General features: G+C 44.8%; 32 protein-coding genes and 2 pseudogenes. 17 read left to right on the forward strand and 17 right to left on the reverse strand.

Annotated elements, in window-relative coordinates; genetic code table 11:
* Window positions 1–98: 98 nt before the first annotated feature.
* The 3 genes and pseudogenes from LYNGBM3L_RS23960 (at window position 99) to LYNGBM3L_RS23970 (ending at window position 2981) form a co-directional block, all read left to right on the forward strand.
* Entirely contained in the window at window positions 99–1271 is a 1173-nt protein-coding gene (locus tag LYNGBM3L_RS23960; RefSeq protein WP_009149870.1) for a glycosyltransferase, read from the forward strand.
* 227 nt (window positions 1272–1498) lie between these two features.
* Window positions 1499–2076 (forward strand): annotated as a pseudogene (locus tag LYNGBM3L_RS23965) (class I SAM-dependent methyltransferase).
* 134 nt (window positions 2077–2210) lie between these two features.
* Window positions 2211–2981, forward strand: a complete 771-nt coding sequence (locus LYNGBM3L_RS23970) for a glycosyltransferase family 2 protein (protein ID WP_009149875.1) — start codon at window positions 2211–2213, stop codon at window positions 2979–2981.
* On the opposite strand, the gene LYNGBM3L_RS41650 is transcribed toward LYNGBM3L_RS23970, so the two are convergent.
* Window positions 2912–3151: a hypothetical protein gene (locus LYNGBM3L_RS41650; RefSeq protein ID WP_131827256.1), complete on the reverse strand. Its 240-nt coding sequence runs from the start codon at window positions 3149–3151 to the stop codon at window positions 2912–2914. The two genes, LYNGBM3L_RS23970 and LYNGBM3L_RS41650, sit on opposite strands and share 70 nt — an antisense overlap.
* Window positions 3152–3243: 92 nt before the next feature.
* Between LYNGBM3L_RS41650 and LYNGBM3L_RS23975 the strand changes: the two genes are divergently transcribed.
* A complete protein-coding gene (locus tag LYNGBM3L_RS23975; protein ID WP_009149877.1) occupies window positions 3244–3870 on the forward strand; it encodes a YdcF family protein in 627 nt (208 codons plus the stop codon).
* Here LYNGBM3L_RS23975 and LYNGBM3L_RS44215 read toward each other — a convergent pair.
* Window positions 3855–4037 carry a hypothetical protein gene (locus LYNGBM3L_RS44215; RefSeq protein ID WP_154659901.1) on the reverse strand — a complete coding sequence of 61 codons (183 nt, stop codon included), beginning with the start codon at window positions 4035–4037 and terminating at the stop codon, window positions 3855–3857. The two genes, LYNGBM3L_RS23975 and LYNGBM3L_RS44215, sit on opposite strands and share 16 nt — an antisense overlap.
* On the opposite strand from LYNGBM3L_RS44215, the gene LYNGBM3L_RS23980 reads away from it, so the two are divergent.
* The 3 genes and pseudogenes from LYNGBM3L_RS23980 to LYNGBM3L_RS50575 all read left to right on the forward strand — a co-directional run.
* Window positions 4015–4215, forward strand: coding sequence for a hypothetical protein (locus LYNGBM3L_RS23980; RefSeq protein WP_044494532.1), 201 nt, complete (start codon window positions 4015–4017; stop codon window positions 4213–4215). The two genes, LYNGBM3L_RS44215 and LYNGBM3L_RS23980, sit on opposite strands and share 23 nt — an antisense overlap.
* Window positions 4205–4813, forward strand: coding sequence for a hormogonium polysaccharide biosynthesis acetyltransferase HpsU (gene hpsU / locus LYNGBM3L_RS23985; RefSeq protein WP_009149883.1), 609 nt, complete (start codon window positions 4205–4207; stop codon window positions 4811–4813). Before LYNGBM3L_RS23980 ends, hpsU begins: the two co-directional genes overlap by 11 nt.
* A 135-nt stretch (window positions 4814–4948) precedes the next feature.
* Window positions 4949–5122 (forward strand): annotated as a pseudogene (locus LYNGBM3L_RS50575) (type II toxin-antitoxin system HicB family antitoxin); the annotation flags it as partial.
* Between the two features lie 216 nt (window positions 5123–5338).
* Here LYNGBM3L_RS50575 and LYNGBM3L_RS23995 read toward each other — a convergent pair.
* The 4 genes from LYNGBM3L_RS23995 to LYNGBM3L_RS47810 are packed head-to-tail and all read right to left on the reverse strand — an operon-like array spanning window position 5339 to window position 6602.
* The gene (locus tag LYNGBM3L_RS23995) at window positions 5339–5674 is read right to left on the reverse strand and encodes a XisI protein (protein ID WP_009149888.1); all 336 of its coding nucleotides are present in this window, start codon (window positions 5672–5674) and stop codon (window positions 5339–5341) included.
* Complete coding sequence (locus LYNGBM3L_RS24000; protein WP_009149891.1) at window positions 5662–6078, reverse strand: element excision factor XisH family protein; 417 nt, start codon at window positions 6076–6078, stop codon at window positions 5662–5664. Before LYNGBM3L_RS24000 ends, LYNGBM3L_RS23995 begins: the two co-directional genes overlap by 13 nt.
* 25 nt (window positions 6079–6103) lie before the next feature.
* Window positions 6104–6265, reverse strand: a complete 162-nt coding sequence (locus tag LYNGBM3L_RS44220; protein ID WP_154659902.1) for a hypothetical protein — start codon at window positions 6263–6265, stop codon at window positions 6104–6106.
* A gap of 40 nt (window positions 6266–6305) precedes the next feature.
* The gene (locus LYNGBM3L_RS47810; RefSeq protein ID WP_009149893.1) at window positions 6306–6602 is read right to left on the reverse strand and encodes a type II toxin-antitoxin system Phd/YefM family antitoxin; all 297 of its coding nucleotides are present in this window, start codon (window positions 6600–6602) and stop codon (window positions 6306–6308) included.
* A 262-nt stretch (window positions 6603–6864) separates the two neighbouring features.
* On the opposite strand from LYNGBM3L_RS47810, the gene LYNGBM3L_RS44225 reads away from it, so the two are divergent.
* From LYNGBM3L_RS44225 to LYNGBM3L_RS24015, 3 genes are read left to right on the forward strand one after another with little or no spacing between them, the layout of a single operon-like run.
* Window positions 6865–7032: a hypothetical protein gene (locus LYNGBM3L_RS44225; RefSeq protein ID WP_154659903.1), complete on the forward strand. Its 168-nt coding sequence runs from the start codon at window positions 6865–6867 to the stop codon at window positions 7030–7032.
* Window positions 7033–7043: 11 nt separating this feature from the next.
* Window positions 7044–7286, forward strand: coding sequence for a type II toxin-antitoxin system VapB family antitoxin (gene vapB, locus LYNGBM3L_RS24010; protein ID WP_009149896.1), 243 nt, complete (start codon window positions 7044–7046; stop codon window positions 7284–7286).
* Window positions 7286–7690 (forward strand): type II toxin-antitoxin system VapC family toxin, encoded by a 405-nt coding sequence (locus LYNGBM3L_RS24015; RefSeq protein ID WP_009149899.1) that lies wholly within the window; start codon window positions 7286–7288, stop codon window positions 7688–7690. The genes vapB and LYNGBM3L_RS24015 overlap by 1 nt, the downstream gene beginning before the upstream one ends.
* Before the next feature lie 415 nt (window positions 7691–8105).
* Here LYNGBM3L_RS24015 and LYNGBM3L_RS38840 read toward each other — a convergent pair whose 3' ends face one another.
* Window positions 8106–8564: a peptidoglycan-binding domain-containing protein gene (locus LYNGBM3L_RS38840; RefSeq protein ID WP_009149902.1), complete on the reverse strand. Its 459-nt coding sequence runs from the start codon at window positions 8562–8564 to the stop codon at window positions 8106–8108.
* A gap of 746 nt (window positions 8565–9310) precedes the next feature.
* Here LYNGBM3L_RS38840 and LYNGBM3L_RS47815 point away from each other — a divergent pair.
* The 5 genes from LYNGBM3L_RS47815 (at window position 9311) to LYNGBM3L_RS24045 (ending at window position 13039) form a co-directional block, all read left to right on the forward strand.
* The gene (locus LYNGBM3L_RS47815) at window positions 9311–9619 is read left to right on the forward strand and encodes a hypothetical protein (protein ID WP_009149905.1); all 309 of its coding nucleotides are present in this window, start codon (window positions 9311–9313) and stop codon (window positions 9617–9619) included.
* A gap of 249 nt (window positions 9620–9868) precedes the next feature.
* Entirely contained in the window at window positions 9869–10753 is an 885-nt protein-coding gene (locus tag LYNGBM3L_RS24030) for a Uma2 family endonuclease (protein ID WP_044494578.1), read from the forward strand.
* 187 nt (window positions 10754–10940) lie between these two features.
* Complete coding sequence (locus LYNGBM3L_RS24035; protein ID WP_131827254.1) at window positions 10941–11624, forward strand: Uma2 family endonuclease; 684 nt, start codon at window positions 10941–10943, stop codon at window positions 11622–11624.
* A 136-nt stretch (window positions 11625–11760) separates the two neighbouring features.
* Window positions 11761–12537 carry a Uma2 family endonuclease gene (locus LYNGBM3L_RS24040; protein ID WP_071986932.1) on the forward strand — a complete coding sequence of 259 codons (777 nt, stop codon included), beginning with the start codon at window positions 11761–11763 and terminating at the stop codon, window positions 12535–12537.
* An 82-nt stretch (window positions 12538–12619) separates the two neighbouring features.
* Complete coding sequence (locus LYNGBM3L_RS24045; protein WP_009149914.1) at window positions 12620–13039, forward strand: DUF29 family protein; 420 nt, start codon at window positions 12620–12622, stop codon at window positions 13037–13039.
* A 230-nt stretch (window positions 13040–13269) separates the two neighbouring features.
* Here LYNGBM3L_RS24045 and LYNGBM3L_RS24050 read toward each other — a convergent pair whose 3' ends face one another.
* Window positions 13270–14889: a bifunctional ADP-dependent NAD(P)H-hydrate dehydratase/NAD(P)H-hydrate epimerase gene (locus tag LYNGBM3L_RS24050; protein ID WP_009149916.1), complete on the reverse strand. Its 1620-nt coding sequence runs from the start codon at window positions 14887–14889 to the stop codon at window positions 13270–13272.
* A gap of 60 nt (window positions 14890–14949) precedes the next feature.
* On the reverse strand, window positions 14950–15852 hold the full coding sequence (locus LYNGBM3L_RS24055) for a hypothetical protein (protein ID WP_044494537.1): 903 nt from the start codon (window positions 15850–15852) through the stop codon (window positions 14950–14952).
* 69 nt (window positions 15853–15921) lie between these two features.
* Between LYNGBM3L_RS24055 and LYNGBM3L_RS24060 the strand changes: the two genes are divergently transcribed.
* Window positions 15922–17184 (forward strand): ABC transporter substrate-binding protein, encoded by a 1263-nt coding sequence (locus LYNGBM3L_RS24060; protein ID WP_009149922.1) that lies wholly within the window; start codon window positions 15922–15924, stop codon window positions 17182–17184.
* A 54-nt stretch (window positions 17185–17238) separates the two neighbouring features.
* Here LYNGBM3L_RS24060 and psbV2 read toward each other — a convergent pair whose 3' ends face one another.
* The 3 genes from psbV2 to LYNGBM3L_RS24075 all read right to left on the reverse strand — a co-directional run bounded on the left by psbV2 (window position 17239) and on the right by LYNGBM3L_RS24075 (window position 18971).
* Complete coding sequence (gene psbV2, locus LYNGBM3L_RS24065) at window positions 17239–17937, reverse strand: photosystem II cytochrome PsbV2 (RefSeq protein ID WP_009149924.1); 699 nt, start codon at window positions 17935–17937, stop codon at window positions 17239–17241.
* A 234-nt stretch (window positions 17938–18171) separates the two neighbouring features.
* On the reverse strand, window positions 18172–18660 hold the full coding sequence (psbV, locus tag LYNGBM3L_RS24070; RefSeq protein ID WP_009149926.1) for a photosystem II cytochrome c-550: 489 nt from the start codon (window positions 18658–18660) through the stop codon (window positions 18172–18174).
* 128 nt (window positions 18661–18788) lie between these two features.
* The gene (locus tag LYNGBM3L_RS24075; protein ID WP_009149928.1) at window positions 18789–18971 is read right to left on the reverse strand and encodes a hypothetical protein; all 183 of its coding nucleotides are present in this window, start codon (window positions 18969–18971) and stop codon (window positions 18789–18791) included.
* A 143-nt stretch (window positions 18972–19114) separates the two neighbouring features.
* Here LYNGBM3L_RS24075 and LYNGBM3L_RS44235 point away from each other — a divergent pair, with 143 nt between their 5' ends.
* Window positions 19115–19348 (forward strand): hypothetical protein, encoded by a 234-nt coding sequence (locus tag LYNGBM3L_RS44235; protein ID WP_154659905.1) that lies wholly within the window; start codon window positions 19115–19117, stop codon window positions 19346–19348.
* Here LYNGBM3L_RS44235 and accD read toward each other — a convergent pair.
* The 5 genes from accD to leuB form a co-directional block, all read right to left on the reverse strand.
* Window positions 19241–20170 (reverse strand): acetyl-CoA carboxylase, carboxyltransferase subunit beta, encoded by a 930-nt coding sequence (gene accD / locus LYNGBM3L_RS24080; RefSeq protein WP_009149931.1) that lies wholly within the window; start codon window positions 20168–20170, stop codon window positions 19241–19243. The two genes, LYNGBM3L_RS44235 and accD, sit on opposite strands and share 108 nt — an antisense overlap.
* A 57-nt stretch (window positions 20171–20227) precedes the next feature.
* Complete coding sequence (locus tag LYNGBM3L_RS24085) at window positions 20228–20449, reverse strand: hypothetical protein (RefSeq protein WP_009149933.1); 222 nt, start codon at window positions 20447–20449, stop codon at window positions 20228–20230.
* Window positions 20450–20815: 366 nt separating this feature from the next.
* Window positions 20816–21649: a prepilin peptidase gene (locus LYNGBM3L_RS24090; RefSeq protein ID WP_009149935.1), complete on the reverse strand. Its 834-nt coding sequence runs from the start codon at window positions 21647–21649 to the stop codon at window positions 20816–20818.
* 78 nt (window positions 21650–21727) lie between these two features.
* Window positions 21728–21988: a hypothetical protein gene (locus tag LYNGBM3L_RS24095; RefSeq protein ID WP_009149937.1), complete on the reverse strand. Its 261-nt coding sequence runs from the start codon at window positions 21986–21988 to the stop codon at window positions 21728–21730.
* Between the two features lie 177 nt (window positions 21989–22165).
* A complete protein-coding gene (leuB, locus tag LYNGBM3L_RS24100; protein ID WP_044494583.1) occupies window positions 22166–23254 on the reverse strand; it encodes a 3-isopropylmalate dehydrogenase in 1089 nt (362 codons plus the stop codon).

Here is a 23254-nt window from a genome sequence, read left to right on the forward strand (position 1 = left end):
AAAACCTTAGGTGCGCTTTCCGTTGGCGAATTAAATTCGCCACGGGTCGCACCTCAAAAATTTGTACCTCATTTAATTTAAAACCGCTATAATTACTGATGAAACTTCTGATTGTTATTCCTGCTTTAGGGGCTGTTTATGGGGGTACATCTAAATGCGTAGTGGAACTAGCTCAAGCATTGGGTAACTTAGGCATTACTGTTGACCTAGTAGCCACTAATGCTAATGGTTCTGAGGTTATAGAAGCCCCTGTAAAAACCTGGTTGGCTAAAACTAATTATCGCCTACAGTTTTTTCCTTACAAAGGGATTGGAGACTACAAATTTAGTTTTTCTCTGAGTAAGTGGCTATTCCAACACATCGGCGATTATGACTTAGTACAAACTAATGCGATTTTTTCAGTTCCTAACCTGGCTGCTTACTGGGCTTGTCAATGGTATAATATCCCTTATGTTATTATACCACACGGGATGCTTGACCCTTGGGCACTTTCCTATAAAGCCTTAAAAAAGCGCATCTACTACACTCTGTTAGAAAAGCCTGCTCTCCAAAACGCTAGCGCACTGCAAATGCTAGCCTCTACGGAAGCGGAACAAATTAAACCCCTCAACCTCAAAACTCCTATTACTATTGCCCCTAACGGCATCCACCGTCAAGACTTTGAACAACTCCCTAATCCTGAACTTTTTTATCAACAGTTTCCAGCTACTCGTAACAAAACTCTGATTATTTTCTTAGGACGTATCGACCCCAAAAAAGGATTAGACTTGCTAGCAACAGCCTTTGGTAAAATACACTCTAAATTTTCCGACACTCACCTAATTCTTGCTGGTCCTGATAACATTGGCTTTCTACCTACAGCTAAAGACTACTTTGCCAATGCAGGTTGTCTGGATGCTGTTACCTTTACAGGGATGCTAACAGGCTCTCTCAAATATGCTGCCCTTGCTGCTGCTAGTATTTATGTTGCCCCTTCCTATTCTGAAGGGTTTAGTATGTCTGTGCTGGAAGGTATGGCTTCAGGTTTACCTTGTGTTATTACCACAGGCTGTAATTTTCCAGAAGCTGCTGCTGCAAACGTTGCCCATGTAGTTGATATTGATGCTGAGGCTATTGCCAATGCTTTAACCCAGTGTTTGCAATTTCCCCAACAAGCCAAAGAAATGGGAACTCGCGCTCGTCAACTCATCTTTGAACAATACACCTGGGACTCCATAGCCAAAAAATTGATTCAAGTTTATACAGCTATCATCCATAATCAACCTATATAGCGTTTCTCGCAGTTATGAGGTACGCTTCTCAACCTCAAAGTCCCCCTTATTAAGGGGGATTTAGGGGGATCAATTTGTACCTTATGGGATATATAATTGCTATATCTAATTTCAAATAACTACAATAATTAGTGATTGATCCAATGAAATTAAAAACAAAAAAATAAGAATATTTTTATAAAAATAGTAACCATTTACATCATCATGCTTATTTAATAAAATCTCTGATGGAGATGATAAATGAAACCGTCCCCCCCCACATAATCAACAAAAAACTCGTATTTTAGACATTGGTTGTGGTAACGGAAGTCTCACTAATTTTATTGCACAACAAGGCTATGAAGTAGTTGGTGTAGAAGAATCAGAATCAGGAATTAAATTAGCTAGCGATAATTTCACTGATTGCCAATTTATTCAAGGAAGTATCTACAATCTCCCTTATGCAGAATTATCAGATAAGTTTGATATTGTTATTTCCTTGGAAGTAATTGAACATTTATTTTATCCCAAAGAATTGGTGCGAGCAGCAAAAAAAGTCCTCAAACCACACGGACGTTTAATTATTACCACGCCTTATCATGGCTATCTCAAAAATCTCATGCTCGCCGTCACAGGAAAAATGGATAAACACTTCACCGCTCTATGGGATTGCGGACATATAAAATTCTTTTATGTAAAAACCTTAACCACTTTACTCGAATCAGAAAACTATACAGATATCAATTTTAAATTTGCAGGTAGATATCCCTATCTCTGGAAATCAATGTTGTGTTCTAGCAGATTAAGTCAGCTAGAATCAACTTAATTAAGTTACAGCATTTTTCATAGCTATCAGGTACACAGTATTTTTTACCTCTTATCTCTTACCTGCTCCCTGCTCCCTGCTCCCTAAAACCCAATAATTTGTACCTCAACCAACTGAGAACTGCTGTATATAAAATGCTAGAAAAAACTACCCCACTCATTCTCACCTACAACGAAGCGCCCAATATCCAACGTACCCTTCAACAGCTTACCTGGGCAAAGACAATTGTTGTAATTGATAGTTACAGCACAGATGAAACATTAGAAATTCTTAAATTATATCCTCAAGTTCAAGTATTTCAGCGAAAATTTGACACCCACGCAACACAATGGAATTACGGTTTAGAACAAGTAACCTCTGAATGGGTACTGTCATTAGATGCTGATTACAGTGTCACCAATGAGTTAATAGCTGAAATCAAAGCTTTACAAACGGATACAGAAATAAATGGCTATTTTGCCAAATTCAAATATTGTGTTTTTGGCAAACCCCTTAGAGGAACGATACTTCCCCCTCGTCAAGTTTTATTTCGCAAAGACAAATCAACATATATTGATGATGGTCACACCCAGCTTTTGCAAGTTAATGGCAAATCAGCAATACTCTCTGCCTATATCCATCACGATGACCGCAAACCCTTAACTCGTTGGTTGTGGGCCCAAGACCGATACATGATAATTGAAGTCAAAAAACTAACCCAGACCCCAGATAATGAAATTAGTATAGGTGACATAATTCGCAAACAAAAAATTATTGCTCCCTTTATTATCCTATTTTACTGTCTGATTCTTAAGGGCGGAATTTTCGATGGTTGGCATGGTTGGTATTATGCATTTCAACGGATGCTGGCGGAAACTCTGTTATCGATTAGGCTGATTGAATTTGAAAAATTACAGAAGCAGTAAATATAAACTTTAAGAATTGTCAAATAGGGAATCGGGAATCGGAACCCACCCCTAACCCCTCCCAGGAGGGGAACGGGAATCGGGAATCGGGAGTCGGGAGTCGGGAATCGGGAATCGGGAATCGGGAATCGGGAGTGTGGGAAGTGTGGGGAGATGGGGGGAACCCTCAAGACGGGACTGGATCCCTAAGACTGTGCTGCTCCCTACTCCCTACTCCCTACTCCCTACAACTAACCCTACGGGAAAATCCTTGTATTGACCCATGAAACGAAACTTATCGTCACGCGGACGTTTCACCAATAAACCTGGTTTTGGCTACCCTCGCAAAACCCTACGGAAAATGCGGGTGGTATTTACCGTTACCATCCTATTGATTGCTCTTAGTTTTATTCCCATTCGCTTAGGGCTCGCCCATCTCCAATCCCCCACTCCTGAGGTGATTCTGACCCTCGGTGGAGATATTACACGGGAAAAATTTACAGCTGAGTTTGCTCAGCAACATCCTAACCTTGATATTTGGGTCTCTTCTGGACAGCCCACCCCACAAGCCCAAAAGGTCTTTCGGGAAGCAGGTATTCCTGATCAGCAAGTACATATTGATCGGCGTGCTATCGATACGGTCACCAACTTTACCTCCCTAGTTCAAGATTTCCAAACCCATGACATCCACCATGTCTATCTAATCACCTCAGACTTTCACATGCGTCGGTCGATTGCGATCGCCTTCTTTGTTTTCGGCAGTCACGGTATTGCCTTCACCCCTGTGGCCATTCCTTCCCAGCGGCCTGAGGAATCCTGGCTGCGAGTGGCACGGGATGTAGGGCGCTCAGTGGTTTGGATTATCACTGGTCATACTGGAGCGAGTCTTCATTATTATTTGAGAGCATGATACTTGGGGGGAATAGGGAATCGGGAATCGGGAATCGGGAGTCGGGAATCGGGAATCGGGAATCGGGAATCGGGAATCGGGAATCGGGAGTCGGGAATCGGGAATCGGGAGTCGGGAATCGGGAGTCGGGTGCAGGTTGGCCGGTTGACGCTTAAAACCTTCAACATTCAACCTACCCTACGGGAACGCCAAAGGCGAACAAGCTACCCTTCACCGAACCCCAAAGGCGAACAACCTTCAACCTTAAACCACCCAACCTTCAACCTTCAACCACCCAACCTTCAACCACCCAACCTTCAACCACCCAACCTTCAACCTTCAACCAAATCAATAGATGACTACTGACTTAAGTAAACTACCAGCTTTAGATTTAGCCCCCTTAGTTGATTTACGCAAATACGACTCATCTCGATTTGACCGAGGGCGTCCCAGCTGGTTAATCTTAATCTGGTGGTTGGTGCAAGCGATCGCTTTTCCCTTAAGTCTTCATAACTTCAACGGCTTCCGCCGATGGCTGCTCCAATTATTTGGAGCCAAGATTGGTACTAATGTCGTCATTCGACCCACTGCTCGTTTTACTTACCCGTGGAAAGTAGAAATTGGTGACTACAGTTGGATTGGCGATGATGTGGTTTTCTACAGCGTCGATCGGATTCGCATTGGTAGTCACTGCATTATTTCGCAAAAATGTTACCTCTGTACCGGTAGTCACGATATCAAAGACCCAGCCTTTGGTTTAATCACATCTGAGATAAATGTTGGTAACGGAGCCTGGATTGCCACCGATTGCTTCGTTGCTCCCGGTGTCCAAATTGGAGCGAATGCCGTCATTGGTGCTCGCAGCAGTGTGTTTAGTAATATCCCAGAGCAGCAAGTATGCTGGGGAACACCAGCACGTGCTCGGTATCGACGGGAGGTAGGGAATGTAGAATGTAGAATTTAGAATTTAGAATTGGGAGTCGGGAGTCGGGAGTCGGGAGTCGGGAGTCGGGAGTCGGGAGTCGGGAGTCGGGAAGGCTAATCTGACTCCTCATCTCCCCATGGCATAATGACTATAGAAAATAATGATGTGATTAACATGAGCCAGGTTGTGTTTTTGGTTGAGGAAGATCCGGACGAGGGCTATACCGCCAGGGCTTTGGGAGAATCTATCTTTACTCAAGCAGACACCTTGGATCAGCTGACAGCGATGGTTCGAGATGCTGTTCAGTGTCATTTTGAAGAAGCGAACCGTCCTAACGTTATTCTGCTCCGAACGCGCCCCGCGTGGCCTACGGCCTCAGCTCCCTATTCCCTGCTCCCTTTGCCAAAGTGTTTATTTAGCATAAGAAGTACGGAAGAGCCAAAGATACTGAAAAACCCTAAATTCTTAATTCTTAATTCTTAATTCTTAATTCTTAATTCTACATTCTACATTCTACATTCTACATTCTACATTCTAAATTCTGAGTTCCCTATTCCCCACAACTCAACCCACCGCAAAATCACTATACTGACGCATAAACGGAGTGTGAAAGGCTAATACAATATCATACTTAGGAATTCCCAAATCAGTAAGCTCATTCGCTACACCATATTCCGTCCCATCATATTGAATCCAAATCTTGTCATTGATAATATCAATGTGAATCAAGCAACCATAGACACGACGATGCTCTTCCCAACCCACACTGAATATTTGATAGTGGTCGTTTTCTAGATCAAAGGAAGTATAGCGGTCTATATCACCAAACGAAGGTTTTATTTTACTGTAATCGGTTAATATTTTCTTAATCGCTTCACGATACTGGTTTAATTTATCCATTGCACAATTACCTCCTGGTTAGGATCGAATACTAACAGGTTAACTTGATACTCTTTAATACTAAGTTGAGGGAGTTCTTCACCAAAAAAATCGTCGTAAATCGATAAAGGAACAGCCAAATAAAGTACTCGTTGTGGTTGTTTGAGGCGTAGTACAATCCGGTAATTCAAAAACTGCCCTAACGCTAAATGAAATTGAAAGACACTAGAAGATGAAATAAAGCTTTTAATTTCAACGGCAATTTGCTGATTCTCCTTCTGTGCAGCAATTAGCCTTTCGGCACCTAAGTCGATATGCAATTGGCGATCGCGTAAATCTAACGTTAACGGGTCGTGAGTAATTACCCAATTATCTTGGACAAGCGCTTTTTTGACAACATCATGAAATATATCCTGAGCAGGCATTGCTACATTTGCTTTTTATAATGATTCAAAAATCAATAGATCTACTATAGCGGTTTTCAATTTGGTGAGGTACAGATTTAATGGTTTTAGGGAACAGGGAACAGGGAACAGGGAATAGGGAATAGGGAAGAGAGAAGAGGGAAGGAAGAGAGAATAGGAAACAGGGCAAAAATTCTGTGTACCTCATTAGGCGAAAAACCGCTATATTCCATAAAATATTATAACGGTTAGTCAAAATCATCTGAAATTTTGACTAGCCCCTTAGCGCTGCCAAACTTAGGGGTTGCTTGTACTGCAATCATTGGCACAATTCTAAAAGATTTCCCATCACTACCGAGGATGACAACCTCTTCCCCTGCTGCTGCTTCAAGTAGTTCCGCCAGTTTAGTCTCTGCTTCCTTCAAGTGAATTTGGTGCATGATGATGGTTCCAGAGGCAACGCTTTGAGTATAGCAATTAGAAGGGAGCAGGGAATAGGGAATCGGGAGCAGGGAATAGGGAATCGGGAATAGGCATGCTAGCAATAGGCAACAGTGTCGGAACTGTGCGGCCAGTGCAATGGTTTTCTGAAGTGTGCGCTCAGTGCAAAGGTTTTCTGAAGTGTGCGTTCAGTGCAACGGTTTTCTGATCACTATTGATAGGAAAAGGAACTTCCAAGCAAGGGGAGTGTCCCAAGTGTCGGAAGTGTGCGGCCAGTGCAACGGTTTTTTCAAGTGTGCGCTCAGTGCAACGGTTTTTTGATCAAAATTGATCTAAAAAGGGACTTCGGGGGGGAGTGTCGGAACTATGTGCTCAGTGCAACGGTTTTCTCAACTGTCGAAAGTGTGGGGAGATCGGGAGTCAGCTCAGCGTTCCCTCTTGCCTCTTGCCTCTTGCCTTTTGCCTCTTGCCTGTTCCCTACTCCCTACTCCCTACTCCCTACTCCCAGCTAGAATAAAGTGGACTATAGTTTAAGGTAATAAATCATGGATGCTCCTACTGCAACTAGGGAAGAGCTGTTTGTTAAATGGCAAGCGCTACCACCTGTATTCCAGCAGCAGGTATTAGACTTCATTGATTTTCTGTTGGGCAAGTATGGACAGCAGCAGTCTGAAACTACTCCTCAAAAGCAGTTACGTCCATTTGGACTCTGTCTCGGCCAGTTTAAAGTCCCTGATGATTTTGATGCCCCGTTGCCAGATGAGATTCTAGACGGGTTTGAGCAATAGTGAAAATTCTGTTAGATACGCATATTTTCCTATGGTTCATCAGTGGCGACACTCGGCTATCAACAGATGTTCGAGACATCATCCGCGACCCAGATAACGAAGTCTACTTGAGTGTTGTTTCAGTTTGGGAGGCAATAGTCAAGTATCAACTGGGTAAGCTACCATTGCCAGAGCCACCAGAGAAGTTTTTGCCAAAGCAGCGTGAACTTCACCAAATTGCTAGTCTCGATCTTGATGAAGGTAGTGTTACTCAGTTATCAAAATTGCCCCTGCTCCATCGCGATCCCTTTGATAGGATGCTGATCAGCCAGGCTTTGGAGAAAGGTTTGACAGTGGCAACTGTGGATCGAGAAATCCGCGCCTACCAAAAAAACTTGCAGTTGAAAGTCCTCGACGTTAAGTAGAGGGATGATAATAAATGACCGGATTGATCCGGTTGTCTTTTTGATTGCTAACTTTTCTAAAGTATCTGATCAACCCTAGCATTTTCAGTTGAGATGTGAAACAATGAAAATGCTAGAGAGGTATCTGTGTAATTAAAGCATACACAAAGCGAGCAGTATATTGGATATTTGTGTCAATTTTTCCTGGGCGAATGATTAATCAGGAGGGAACAGGGAATCGGGAATTTAGAATTTAGAATTTAGAATTTAGAATTTAGAATTTAGAATTTAGAATCGGGAATCGGGAATCGGGAATCGGGAATCGGGAATACAGAATAGGCAAGAAGCAAGAGGCAAAAGGGAAAACTGATCTGACTCCCCTACTCCCTACTCCCTACTCCCTACTCCCTACTCCCTACTCCCTACTCCCTATGCCCTAGTAACGACGCCGGGAGACACTAGCTTCACCCAACTTACGCCAGGTATGCCAGCCAACTACTCCATCCACTTTCAAACGGTTGTTGCGTTGGAATTGAGTCACACCTAGGTAGGTATATCGGTCAAAATTGGCGTTAAATTTAACAATGGTGTAGCCCAAGCTGATTAGGATCTGCTGCAAAAATCGTACGGCGTCACCATTGTTACCAGGAGTCAGCACTGGCATAGTCACAGTAGTAATTGTGTCAAGGGTTAGGGATGGTGGGTTATAGGGAGGATAGGGAGGATAGGAATGTTGGGCGTCAACGTTGATCACTTCTTTTGGGCTTTCCATGGATGGGGCGGTTGCCATCCCTAGGTCTTGATTGTCCATAGTTTCTGGTGAATTGGTCATGGATTGGTCATCCGCCATCATGGTTTGGGCGGGATTTGGGATTGGTATTTCTGAGTTTTTCATGATTTGTGCTGAAGTTGTGAATAGGTTTTGGTTAACAAGCGACTATTCAAGGTTTTCAATTGGGTAGGAATTAGGGAGTAGGGAGCAGGGAGTAGGGAGTAGGGAGGTAAGCATTCAGCTATCAGCCCTCAGCCGTCAGCTAATCAACGGTCGGTAGTAACCCATCACCGAGTCAAACTTTAATGAGATGCACGCGATTGACCTTTGGTCACGCTACGCGAACGCGTTTTTGATAGCGATCCTGTGGTTATAGGGTTTTTCAGATCGTAAGTATTCAGCTAAAGGCCTTTGGCCACGCTACCGAAACAGTTTATGCCCATAGCGCACGCTACACCGAACAACTTGTGAATAAAATAAGCTGACGGCTGACGGCTGACGGCTGAATGCTTACCTCATACCTATGAAGTACACAGGATTTTTTCCCTGTTCCCTCTTGCCTTTTGCCTAAACTCCAAAATCTACCTCAACCAATTGAGAACTGCGATAGATCTAGTCCAGACCGATTGAGCAACCGAAAAAAGATGGAACAATTATTGGTTTGTTTTTCCGTTATACTCAATTAAGCTGTCTGATCTTCAATTTATAACCGCTATTGTATGCTTCAGGAATTGCAGGTGGTATTTCGGCAAAAGCTTCCTTTGTTTTTCTGTTGAATAACCCGTGATCATAACAATTTTCAATCCTAAGCGAAAAATACCTCTCTAGACAGTGGATACTACAGGAAATTGAGAATTGAGAATTGAGAATTGAGAATTGAGAATTGGGAATCGGGAATCGGGAGGTGGGAATCGGGAATCGGGAATCGGTTGTGGTGGGAAAATGCGATCGCAGATGGCTGTGGTGGGAAAATGCGATCGCAGATGGCTGTGGTGGGAAAATGCGATCGCAGATGGCTGTGGTGGGAAAATGCGATCGCAGATGGCTGTGGTAGGAAAATGCGATCGCAGATGGCTGTGGTAGGAAAATGCGATCGACATCGACGAAGAAGAATCTTAGAGGTGGCCGGGAGTAGGGGTTGGAAAAGTTGTTCGCCTTTGGCGTTCGGTGAAGGGTAGGTTGAAAGTTGTCAAGTTGTTCGCGTAGCGTGGCCGAAAGGCCAAGGTTGTTCGCCCTTGGCGTCCCTTGTAGGCTAGGTTAGTTGGTTGTTCGCCCTTGCCGTCCCTTGTAGGGTAGGTTGGCAGGTTGAATGTTGAATGTTGCCTCTTGCCGATTCCCACCTCCCGATTCCCACCTCCCGATTCCCACCTCCCGATTCCCTAAAACCCAAGATGCTAAGCTCAAACTATCAGGCTCAACAGAGGATCATGTACCAAACTGACCCACCCCGTCCTCCCAGGGAAACCATGCCCACTATGTATGACCTACCTAGTGAAGACCCAGACGAAGAGGAATTAGATCCAACTGTTCATCCCCGTCCAGTGTGGGAAACCATGCCCACTATGTATGACCTACCTAGTGAAGACCCGGAGGAGCCTGGTTTGCCTGACGAATTTCATGACTTCCAACCCCAGCTATTGCGGGAAACCTGCCAACCTCCCAACTATCCCAGGGAGGAAATGTTTATTGGTACAGACCTCAATTTATATTACGATAGTCATCATTTGTTGTGGCACAAACGACCAGATTGGTTTCTGGTACTGGGTGTGACTCCCGCTCAACAACAAAAAGACCTTCGCTGGAGTTATGTGGTTTGGCAGGAAGGAAGAGCGCCATTTTTGGTAGTGGAACTCCTATCACCAGGTACGGAAGCTGAAGATTTAGGACAAACCCTAAGGTCTGCCAACAAGCCACCCACCAAATGGCAAGCATATGAACAATATATGCGGATTCCTTACTATGTGGTCTTTGACCGTTATCAAAACCAGTTGCGGGTGTTTCAATTAATGCCCGCCCAGTATCAGGAAGTAGAGCTTTCTGAACCCAAATTTTGGATTCGAGAACTGGAATTAGGGTTAGGAGTCTGGCTTGGGAAATATCAAGAAACAGAAGGGTTGTGGCTGCGTTGGTATGATGAAGCTGGTAATTGGATTGAGACTTTAAAAGAACACGCTCAACAGGAATCCCAACGGGCAGAACAGGAATCCCAACGGGCAGAACAGGAATCCCAACGGGCAGAACAGGAACGCCAACGGGCAGAACGATTGGCAGAAAAATTGCGTACCCTTGGCATCAATCCCGATGATTTGTAAGGGGGGTCTAAGCTGTTGTGCATTTAAATTGCAAAACAGCAAGGCAGAAGGCAGAAGGCAGAAGGCAGAAGGGAAAAGAGTTTCAGGGTTTTTTTCCTGATTTCATAAAGCGATGCAGCAAGGGAACAGGGGGTTTCCCCCACTCGCTATTGCATCAAGACAAGGGAGTTTAAATGGGTAACAGCTTATGGCAACATCAACATCACAACCGATGCTAATTCCCATTCTGGAAAACGGCGATCGCTTAACTCGGGTGGAATTTGAACGACGATACCAGGCAATGCCTGATACCAAGAAAGCGGAATTGATTGAAGGAGTCGTTTACGTGGCATCTCCCGTCAGGATCACTAAACATGCCAATCCCCATGGAAAAATCATTACCTGGCTAGGAGTCTATGAAGCCGCTACCCCTGGTGTCATGTTGGGAGACAATCCTACGGTGCAGTTAGATTTTGATAATGAGCCCCAACCGGATGCAATTCTGCGCATTGATCAACAAAAGGGTGGACAGTCCCGCATTAGTGACGATGACTATGTAGAAGGAGCACCGGAGTTGATTGTCGAGATTGCGGCCAGTAGTGCTTCCTACGACCTACATGACAAGCTACGGGCTTACCGGCGCAATGGAGTAAGGGAGTATCTAGTTTGGCTGGTGCAAGAGCAACAGTTTCGCTGGTATGAATTGGATGCAGGGGAGTATCTCCAGCAGCAGCCAGATCAGTTGGGGGTGCTGAGCAGTAACGTGTTTCCAGGATTGCAGTTGGCAGTAGAGCCGTTACTAGCTGGGGAAATGCAACGGGTATTGGCAGTGCTTCAGGAGGGGATACAGTCAGAGGCACATCAACACTTTGTGGCTCGATTGGCTCAGTAGCTGATACTTCGGAGATGGCTTTCGCGATTGACCTTCGGTCACGCTTCGCGAACGCAAACAGCAACAAACCCACTGCTGGGACCCTAGGTGACTGACCCAAGTGCTACCCTCAAACTATCAGGTTCAACAGAAGATCATGTACCAAACTGACCCACCGCTTTCTCCCAGCGAAACTATGCCGACTATGTATGACTTACCTAGTGAAGACCCAGAGGAGCCTGGTTTGCCTGACGAATTTCATGACTTCCAACCCCAGCTATTGCGGGAAACCTGCCAACCTCCCAACTATCCCAGGGAGGAGATGTTCATTGGTACAGACCTAAATTTATATTACGATAGTCATAATTTGTTGTGGCACAAACGACCGGATTGGTTTCTGGTATTGGGTGTCACTCCTGCTCAACAACAACAAGATCTGCGCTGGAGTTATGTGGTTTGGCAGGAAGGAAGAGTGCCATTTTTGGTAGTCGAACTCCTATCACCAGGTACCGAAGCTGAAGATTTAGGACAAACCCTAAGGTCTGCCAACAAGCCACCCACCAAATGGCAAGCATATGAACAGTATATGCGCATTCCTTACTATGTGGTCTTTGACCGTTATGAAAACCAGTTGCGGGTGTTTCAATTAATTGTCACTCAGTATCAGGAAGCAGAGCTTTCTGAGCCCAAATTTTGGATTCCAGAACTGGAATTAGGGTTAGGGGTATGGCAAGGAAAATATCAAGAAACACAAGGGTTGTGGCTGCGTTGGTATGATGAAGCTGGTAATTGGATTGAGACTTCAGCAGAACGGGCAGAACGGCAAAACCAACGGGCAGAACAAGAACACCAACGGGCAGAACAAGAACGCCAACGGGCAGAGCGATTGGCAGAAAAATTGCGTACCCTTGGCATCAATCCCGATGATTTATAAGGGGGGTGATCCAACTTCCTAGCTTCCTACTCCCGACTCCCGATTCCCGATTCCCTACTCCCTACTCCCATCAACTCAGGACATGGAAGAATTAACCTTATTACGTCAACTCATTGAAGAAAGAAACTATCATAAAGCCTTAGAAATTGTTGATGAACTAGAAGAAATGTCAAAGGAGGATAAATTAAATAAAATTTATAGCTATGCAGTAATTTTACTATTACATTTAATCAAGCAAGAAGTAGAAAAACGCACGACCCGCTCTTGGGAATTTTCTATTTATAATGCCAGCAAAAATATTAAACGAGTTAACAAACGGCGAAAATCAGGAGGATATTATGCCAATCAAGAGGAATTATTAGAAATTTTAACCGATGCCTTTGAGACAGCCCTAAAAAAAGCAGCATTAGAAGCCTTAGAAGGCAGATATACAGATAGTGAACTCAAAGAAAAGATTGACGAAGATAAAATTAAACAGAAAGCTTTAGGTTTAATTTGTTAACAAGAGGGAGCAGGGAGCAGGGAGTAGGGAGTAGGGAGTAGGGAGTAGGGAGTAGGGTGTGGGCTAAGGGGGTGACAAGCATCATTAATTAGCCTTTGGTTTTATAATCTTTCCTCTCCTCACACTTACCACACTTACCACATTTACAACACTCTTAACCCTCTTGCCTCTTGCCTCTTGCCTCTTGCCTCTTGCCTACTCCCTACTCCCGATTCCCGATTCCCTCTTCCCTACTCCCTATTCCCTCTCACCACTACCATCAAAAACTCTGCCAAGGTCCCCCCATCGACCCCCAACTCACTCCGCTCCTGAGCCGCTAAAATGCCAGCTTGGGCATGCCACCAGGCTGCCGTTGCCACTATTGCCTCCAAAGGATGCTCAGACAGAACTGGCTGAGCCATCAAACCTCCCACTAGTCCAGTGAGCACATCGCCACTCCCCCCTCGGGCTAGAGCTGGTGTACTTTCAGGAATCAGCCACACCGAGCCCCTGGGATTTGCGATCGCACTCCTGGCTCCTTTTAACAACACCACAGAGCGACTCAATTGGGATGCCTTCTGCACAGCCTTGACTCGATCCGGTAACAGTTCTGCAGAATCGGGAAATAAACGTCGGAACTCTCCAACATGAGGGGTTAACACTGTCTGGCCTCGACGCTTCAACAAAGTGGGAATAGTGATCAGTTCCGCCAGGATATTTAAACCATCCGCATCCAAAACAATTGGGCATTGGGCAGCTAAAACCCCTTGCACTATATCCTTAGCATCCTTTGTTAAACCAGGACCACATGCGATCGCATTATAAGTATGATAGCTACCAGAATCACTACCAGAGGGTTGGTTTAACTTCTCTAACACTAACTCAGGCAAAAATCCGTTGGCGTAGCGTGACCTTAGGTCAATCGCACCCGCCGTCGTTTCTGGGCAACCAATTACCACAGCTTCTGGCAAGTGACTGACCACTAGCAGTTTGATAGACTCCGGCACTGCCATTGAAAGCATCCCCACCCCACTAGCACGAGCCCCTAATCCCGCCAAAATTGCTGCCCCTGAATACTGTTTAGAGCCACAAATCAGCAACAGATGGCCCTGTTGGTACTTATGCGTTACCTTAGGGCGAGGTAAAGGCAAAAACTGTTTCGCAACAGTTTCGGTAACTCGGAGCAAATCTGGTGGCTCACCTAAAATGGACCAAATATCCTTGAGGGGAATACCAAAATCAATTAACTGAGCTTCACCAATATAATCCAACCCTTGGTCTTGCAGAAACCCCAACTTCCACAACCCTAAGCATAATGTCCGGGTAGCCCGAACCGCGATGCCCAACACTTCCCCAGTATCAGTGTGTAATCCCGAAGGCAAATCAATACTCACCACCGGTTGTGACCATTGATTCAACAGCTCAACCGCCTCAGCGATACTACCAGAAAGCGATCGCGTCAGTCCAAATCCGAACAAACCATCAATAATCAGGTCACACTCATACAGCGCTTCAATCTCGTCATAAAAAGGAATCCCCAAGCTAACCGCATACCGAGCATGGTAGTCAGTCAATTCCTTCAGTTTCGACAAAGGACGGTAAATGTGGATCTCATACCCCTGTAAATAAAGTTCACGAGCAACAACTAACCCATCGCCCCCATTATGACCAGGACCAACTAACACACCCACTCGCCTATTCTCAGCACAGGGATAAAGACCTTGAATAGAGCGAGTAATCAATCCTGCCACCTTTTCCATCAAAGCTGCTACAGGCATCCCCGCCTCAAAGATGCGCCCTTCAATCTCACGCATCTGCTCAGCAGTTACCACCACTTGTTCAATTAGTTCTCGCCGATTCTGAGACTGCATCAATTCTTAATTCTGCCTTCTTAATTCTTAATTCTTAATTCTGCATTCTACATTCTGCCCCTACCGACCAAAATACACCCGTGCATCCCAACCAGCAGAGCGCAAACGATTACTCCAACGTTCTGCCTCCCCCCGCTTTTTAAACGGACCAACAGCAACATGTTTACCTCTTGGAGCATCTCGTTGGCTGACTAAATCCTGGGCAATCCCAATTTTAACCAATTCCGTTACCATCTCTGGTAACCTCTGAGCATTTCCAGGAATAGCAACAAAATAGCTCCTACCCCTGGATTCTCCTGAATCCCCTGGATTAGAACCAGAACTCACAGAACGACGGTTCGCCAAATTTAATCCTGTTTCTGGATACACCAAACGGGAGCCATAGGTGATCGAGCCATCGGATGAAAAAGTTGGTATGTTGCTCAGGTTTGTAGCACCACCATCAAATGCTTGTTGTGCAATGGTTGTGATTCGGGCTGGAATTCCCAAAGCTTCCAAAGCCCGGAGACGGGACTGAGCATTGTAGCGATCCATAAATGTACCTACTTGAATCACACCCTCTCCCTCGCGCACAAACGCTTGTGGTTCAATTTCTTGTACTTGGGATAACAACAAATAACTATCACCCACCACATCAACCCGATAGAGATTAGCGATGGGTATTGATCTATTCGTTATGGATCGATTAGTGTCGTTGACCTTTAACTCAGGTGGATTAAGAGTATTGCTTGACCGGTTGGGTGAGGCGGTCGGCAAAAATAAAGGGGGAGTGTTAACCGATGGTAGAGAAGATGGGGTCATAGTTGGTAGAGGCTCCCCAAAAAATCTCGGTTCTGATGAAGTTTGGGCAGTAGCTGGCCTCAGATCCACCATCACTGTTTGCCCAGTCAGTAGCAACAGTAGCCAACCAGTTACCTTAATCAGTGTTTTAGGATTTTTGAATTGGTCAGACAGTCTGCTCATAATCGGTATTGCACTCTAGTAGAATTAGTAGGTTATATCAATTTAAATTTACCCGTCAACCCTAAACAAATGACTAAAATCCTGTCAAAATGGGTAATCTTACCGCTGATAATTCTCTGCATTATAGCCTGTGGCAGCAGTAACCTAGATGGAGTAACCACCGTCACTCTCGGTGGTTGGCAAAGCAGCCCTACTGAAAAACAATTACTAGAGCAAGTACTAAAAGAATTTGAAGCTAAACATCCCAAGGTAAAGGTTAAGCTTGAAGTCATCACTGGTCAATACATGGATGTGATCAAAACCCGATTAATTGGTGATGCAGCTCCAGATATCTTTTATTTAGATGCCTATGAAGCCCCATTACTAATGATTCATGATGTTTTGGAGCCTTTGGATGACTACATTAAGCGCACTGATAATTTTGATGTAGCTGACTTTGAACCCTCTCTGTTTAAAGCATTCCAATATAATGGAATAATCTACGGATTGCCTAAAGATTTTTCCACCCTTGCCCTTTTTTACAATAAGCAATTATTCAAACAAGCTAATTTAACTCAACCACCCCAAACTTGGGAAGAATTACGGGATTATTCCCAAAAACTCACCGTTGATAAGAATCGCGATGGCAGAAATGAACGCTATGGTTTGGGAATTAATCAGGAGCTGGCTCGTCTCTATTTTTTCATTAAAGCTTTTGGAGCTAACTTAGTTGACAAAAACGGCTACGCTACCTTTGCCACTCCTGAAAGTTTTAAAAGTCTTAAAACTGTCATTGACCTATACCGAAACTACCAGTCTGCTGCCTTACCTTCAGACGTTGGGGCTAGTTCTGGTAGCGAAATGTTTGGTCAGGGTAAAACCGCAATGGTCATCGAAGGTAGCTGGGCGATTCCTTATCTCAAAGACACATTTCCTAAAATTAAATTCGCCACCGCTGAAGTTCCCTCCTTAGGTAGTAAAAAAGGAACAATGGCTTATACCGTTGCTTATGTGATGAACAAGCAAGCTCAACATAAAGAAGCAGCTTGGCAACTAATTTCCTATCTAACCGGCAAAGAAGGAATGAAAGCTTGGGGAAAAGCCGGACTAGTACTACCTTCTCGGCTATCTGTGTTATCGGAACTAGGCTATCAAAAAAATCCCCTCTATGCTCCTTTTATTAAAGGAGCCGCCTATGCAACCATTTGGCAGGCTGGGGAAACCTTGCCAACCATTCAAACCCATTTCGATAATCAATTTCTGAGTGCCTTACTGGGTGAGCAATCCTTAGAAAGTGCTATGAATAAAGCCCAAGAATCAGCTAATGAAGAGATTCGAGCAGGTGATTACTAACTAAGTTTTAGGGGTGGGTTCCGATTCCCGATTCCCGATTCCCAATTTCCTAACTTAAAATAAATCCTCAGTTCCCCATCCTGGTCCTTTCTGTGCAGCTCTGATCACAAATGCCGCTAACTTCTCGATTTTTTCCTGTGATAGCCAACTCTCTGGAACTTCACGGCACCAGAAGCTTTCGTCTTCACCATCATAGGTCATCGGTTGCCTCATAAAAGCAACTAAACCATTGAGATTATCCCGAGGTGGTTTTGCCCCAGCTAGCTTCTCCAGAGATAGAGAAACAGTGGGATCAATGAGATTAGCTCCTCCCACATGACATCTCTGGCAATTTTGGGAAAACAATTTTATACCAACGGACAAGTCTTCGCCGTCAAACAGCTTAGTCTCTCCCTTGCCATCTACAGCAATCGGTACAGGTTCTGCCACATCTAGGTAGTGCCTGACGTAGTCGTTAACCGCAGCGTGGGCTGGTGAACTAACCGTCCATGTCCCTAGGCAGAACACCAGAACCACTAGCAAATAACGGATTGATACTAATAGACCTCTTGCGAAAGTAGTGTTTTGATACTGTTCCCCTGAATTGTTCTCCAGTGTTCCCGTCTTGATGCAATAGCGAGTGGGGGAAACCCACGGCAGTCGCTCATGGGGGGAACCCCCAAGACCGCGCTGCCTCCCCAAGACCGCGCTGCATCGCTGTTCCCTGTTCCCTGTTCCCGACTTCTCACAGAAGTCTAATAATCTACGGAGCATTGAGTATTATTGAGTATTTAACGTGATATGTACTGATTGAGCAACAGGACAGACGCTTCTTCTATTAGCGAATCAGGTCTAGTTAAAGAAGCTAGGGTTATTGATTTTGGTTAACCCCTAACCCCTAACCCCTAACCCCTAACTGCCAACAGAAGAAGCCTCTGCCCTTGCTGCTTAAATTAAGCATAAAGCGTTTCGCTTCGTGCTTCTTAACCTCTCTACAAACAAACGTAATTAGTTACAGACCTTACCACAACCCCACGTTTCGCTTTTAGTGTTGACCTCATAGAGAATATAACCAGCAATATCAACGAGTTCATCTGTGGTGACATTCCTCATATACCGAAAAATATCAGCACTATCAGTGCTTGGATGAAATATAGAAATATCAATTTCCCCGTCGTAGGAGGTAGGATGCTTGAGGTAGTCTACTAAAGCCTCCAGGTTATCACGGGGTGGCGTTGCGTACTTTAAGTCTTCAGCAGCAAGAGTAACGTTAGGGTCAGTTTTACTGTAACCTCCTTTGTGACATTGAGAACACTTATCGTTAAACAAGCGTAAGCCCTCAGTGACCTCTTCGTTACTCAGAACCACCATGTCACCTGCTTCATTTAAAGGTACGGTGCGGTCCTTTTCAAGCAGATCGAGGGCTGCTGAACTGCCCACTGCAATATGAAAGGCAAAGAATAGGGTTGCCGTGATCAGCAATATAAATCGCTTCATTGTTGATTCTCCTCTAAAAATGTGGCTCATATGGGATTAGTTTTTCAAAACAGCATTAACTGATTCCCTGCACATTCTCTCGCTGAGGGGGATCCGAGTCAACCAATCACGGCTATCGAACTCAGGTATTACTGATTACCCTTTGTTTCAGACAAAATTTTTAGTATAATAGCCTTGGCATCTTCTAGAGGCAGATGGGTGTCTTGATTTTTGTAAGCAATGCCCAACTGCTGGCATAGATCGAATACCTCTTCTACTCGAAGGTCATACTCGGCGGCAATTTCCACAATTGAAAGGTCTGCAAAGCCCATAATAATTAAGCGCAATAGTAACTAAGGAACAGTTTGGGAAGTGTGGGAATTGTGGGGGCAAGAGGCAAGAGGCAAGAGGCAAGAGGCAAAAGGCAAGAGGCAAGAGGCAAGAGGCAAGAGGCAAAAGGCAAGAGGGAATATTTATGAAACCATGTAACTCCCCATCTCCCCATCTCCCCATCTCCCCATCTCCCCACACCTCCCACCCTTCCCACACTCCCGACTCCCGATTCCCTACTCCCGACTCCCTACTCCCGACTCCCTACTCCCTACTCCCTACTCCCTACTCCCAGCTCCGAAGTCCCTACTACTTCTGGCAAGGAAACCGCTACCGGTATAGTAGCCTGGGGTTGATGGAGGCGAATCAGTTGGGCTAGGGTTTTTTTCAACTGGGTGCGAGGTACAATGGCATCAACGAAGCCGTGGTCTAGCAGATATTCAGAGGTCTGGAAATTATCGGGTAGCTTTTCCCTTAGGGTCTGCTCAATCACTCGTCGTCCAGCAAATCCAATTAATGCCTTCGGTTCCGCTATGATAATATCTCCTAACATCGCAAAACTGGCAGTTACCCCACCAGTGGTAGGATGAGTAAGAACTGGAATGTAGAGTAGTCTGGCTTGACGATGGCGTTCCAAGGCACCAGAGATTTTGGCCATTTGCATCAGGCTTAACATCCCTTCCTGCATTCTGGCTCCACCAGATGCACAAACAATTACAACCGGTAGCTGTCGCTTGGTTGCTTCTTCTATCAAACGAGTCAGTTTTTCCCCAACTACCGAACCCATACTACCGCCCATGAACCGGAAGTCCATCACTCCCAAAGCAATAGGCAAATTCTCTAGCTTACCGGTGCCAGTTTGTACCGCATCTGTGAGCTTGGTTTTTTCTTGGCTGTCTCGCAAACGATCACTATAGGCTTTGCGATCGCAAAACTTCAGGGGATCCGTCGGATGTAGGTGTTCATCCAGTGAGATCCAGGTCTGAGGGTCAATCAGCTGGCGGATCCGCTCGTCACTAGGGACTCGCATATGATGCTCACATTCAGTGCAAACCATTTGATTAGCTTGCAGGTCTCTGGCGTAGGATAGCACTCCGCAAGCTTCACACTTTTTCCATAGCCCATCAGCAATCTCCCGTTCTTGAGGTTGTTTAGGGCTTGGTTTAGGTTTTCTATTTGCAAACCAATCCAATAGAGACATAAAAATTTATTATCCTGTTAACGTATTATCTAAATTTTTTTAGCTATAATTTTATCTTTATGATTGTCCTGCCTGCTCTTCCTCTGGGGAACTCAACAACAGTAAGGCTGTCCATTGATCTGGTGAGCGAACTTGTAAAGCCGCAGGACTACCTGCACCTAAATAAGACATGATCCCAATATCAAGAATCCGACTTGGGATATCATGAGCAGCTAGCACCTGCTGCATCAGCTCGGCTTCCCAGCGAAGATTGGTAGTTCTGATTGTTATCCAAGACACAGGCCAATACCAATAGCACCAATAGTATAGTTTTCAGAGCCGTTGAATTTGTTATTGCTATTTCATCTATAGTAGTTTTATTTATAGGTTATACTTAGTTATACTTATTGTGATTAGTAGACAATTAGCTAAAATTTTAGACTAGGTTAATTTTTATAGGTTTCCTATTATATACTAAGTCTGAGTTTATCGGTTTCAACCTCTAAATTTAGAGAGTGAGGGAACATTATTCAACAGGTGCGACCCGAACGCGCCCCGCGTCTGCTTTGCCGAAAGGTGCCACCCAAGGGCGATTTACTCGCCCTTGGAGGCGCGACAATCGCGCGAATTTAATTCTTAATGGGTCAAGGAAACCTAATATAACTTTTAGCTCAATGGGAAAAATAGTTCTAGGTAAGTGGACACTATTAATTTACCCCACAGTAGAGTCAATCCTGCTCCCAACCCTAGAAAAGGACCAAAGGGCATGGGCTGTTTGCGATTGATCCAACCGAGGGCAATGGCTGCGCCACCAGCAAAAGCACCTACACCACAAGCGATGAAACTAGCCAAGAGCAAATACTTCCAGCCTAACCAAGCTCCCATCATCGCCGCTAGTTTAGCATCTCCTCCCCCCATAGCAGATTGACCAAAGGCAATCGAACCCCCAAAGGCAATCAGGTCAAACAACCAAATCCCTAGCACTGCACCTACCACCCCAGTCATTAATTGAGGAATTATTGCTATGGGTTGAGACCCCTGCAAAAAACCAGTAGTTCCTTGAAATACTAAACCAGCCACTAATCCAGACTGAGTTAGGGAATTCGGTAGGGTCATAGTATCGATATCAATCAGAGCCAGAGTCAACAGCCAGCTCAAAAACGCCCAATATCCTAGGGTTTGCCAACCCCAACCATACATCCAGAAAACTAGTAAAAACAGTAAACCTGTTATGGCCTCTACTAGGGGATAGCGGCTGGAAATCTTGGTACTACAGTGACGGCAACGTCCTTTTAACCACAGCCAGCCCATTACCGGAACATTTTCTCGCTTTCCCAGCTTATGCAGACAATTGGGACAGCGCGAAGGGGGCCAAAGGATGGATAAACCAGCAGGTAGTCGATAAACGACTACATTGAGGAAACTGCCAATAGATACACCACTAGCGAAAACTATTGCGCAAACTATCAACGTTGTCAAGGCAGCGGATACTCCAACCATATCCTGTATCACTACTTGCTAATTTCTATCGGTTACTACCATAAAACTAAGTCCAATGACCGATTTACTTAATATTTATTAATAAAAGTCCCCTTCTAGTTGACTCAAAGGCACAAAGCATTCAGTTGGTAGAAGGATAGGTTTATCACTAAAGATTAACTTTCCTCTGAGGGTATATCTGTCAATGGCTACACCAGATGGCTGTTCATCTTGGTATGGATGAACTTCGTAGTAAACCCGGTAGATGTGCTTAGCTGCTCTCAAAACCGTAGGATCTATCAGCTTCGGTAGCTCAAGCCGAGTTTGGTAGTTTTCTTGTCTTTGTTGTGATGTATACACCACACTTTTTACCCTATTATTTCAGTTTGACTGTAATCCAATCACGCCCTAACAGCAAGGGGGTATTTCCGCAAAAGGGCACTGATTAACCAGGGGAAACCAACAGATTTTCCTGAGTTATTATAAGTAACAGCAGGTTTACCCGATCAAATCAAGGGATAATATCAAGGGATAAGATCAAGATTGTTCTAGGCACTGAATTAGAGAATCTCCCATAGCACGACAACCTAAGAGATTCATGCCTTCTGAGATGATATCTCCTGTGCGATCGCCTTTATCTAAAACCTTTACAACTGCTTGTTCAATGGAATCTGCTGCTTGGGGCTGGTTCAAGCCGTAACGTAACATCATCGCAGCACTGAGTACCATCGCTAAGGGATTAGCTTTATCTTGACCGGCAATATCTGGAGCCGAGCCATGAACAGGTTCAAAGACTCCAGGGCTAGATTCACTTAAACTGGCAGAGGGTAACATGCCGATACTACCGGTAAGCATAGCAGCAGCATCCGATAAAATATCCCCGAACATATTACCGGTAACAATGGTATCAAATTGTTTGGGAGCTCTGACCAATTGCATAGCAGCATTATCCACGTATAGGTGAGACAGTTCCACATCGGGATATTCTGCTGCTAGGGTTGTAATGCGATCGCGCCACAACTGGGACACATCCAACACATTAGCTTTATCCACCGAACAAAGTTTACCACCACGTTTTTTAGCCGTTTCAAACCCTACTCTAGCAATGCGGTCAATTTCGGCTTCGGTGTAAGCCATAGTATTGACTCCCCGTTTTTCCCCAGTTTCCTGAGAAAAAATTCCTTTAGGTTGTCCAAAGTAGATCCCACCAGTCAGTTCTCTAACCACCATAATATCTACCCCTTCAACCACATTTCGTTTCAAGGTCGAGGCATCAATCAGTTGGGGGAATATTGTCGCTGGTCGGAGATTAGCAAACAATCCTAACCCTGCTCTTAATCCCAACAATCCGGTTTCTGGTCGTTGGTGGCGGGGGAGATTATCCCACTTGTAACCCCCAATGGCAGCGAGTAAAACCGCATCACTATTGCGACATAGTTCTAGTGTATCAGTAGGTAGGGGTTCATTAGTAGCATCAATAGCTACGCCACCGATTAGGGCCTCGGTAAATTTAAAATTAATATCGAATCGCTTGCCAACGAGGTTCAATACATCTACAGCTACTGCCATGATTTCTGGGCCAATCCCGTCACCAGGTAGCAGGGTAATGCGGTAGGAGTAAGTCAT

Origin of the sequence: Moorena producens 3L (assembly GCF_000211815.1) — a bacterium.
Lineage (GTDB): Bacteria > Cyanobacteriota > Cyanobacteriia > Cyanobacteriales > Coleofasciculaceae > Moorena > Moorena producens.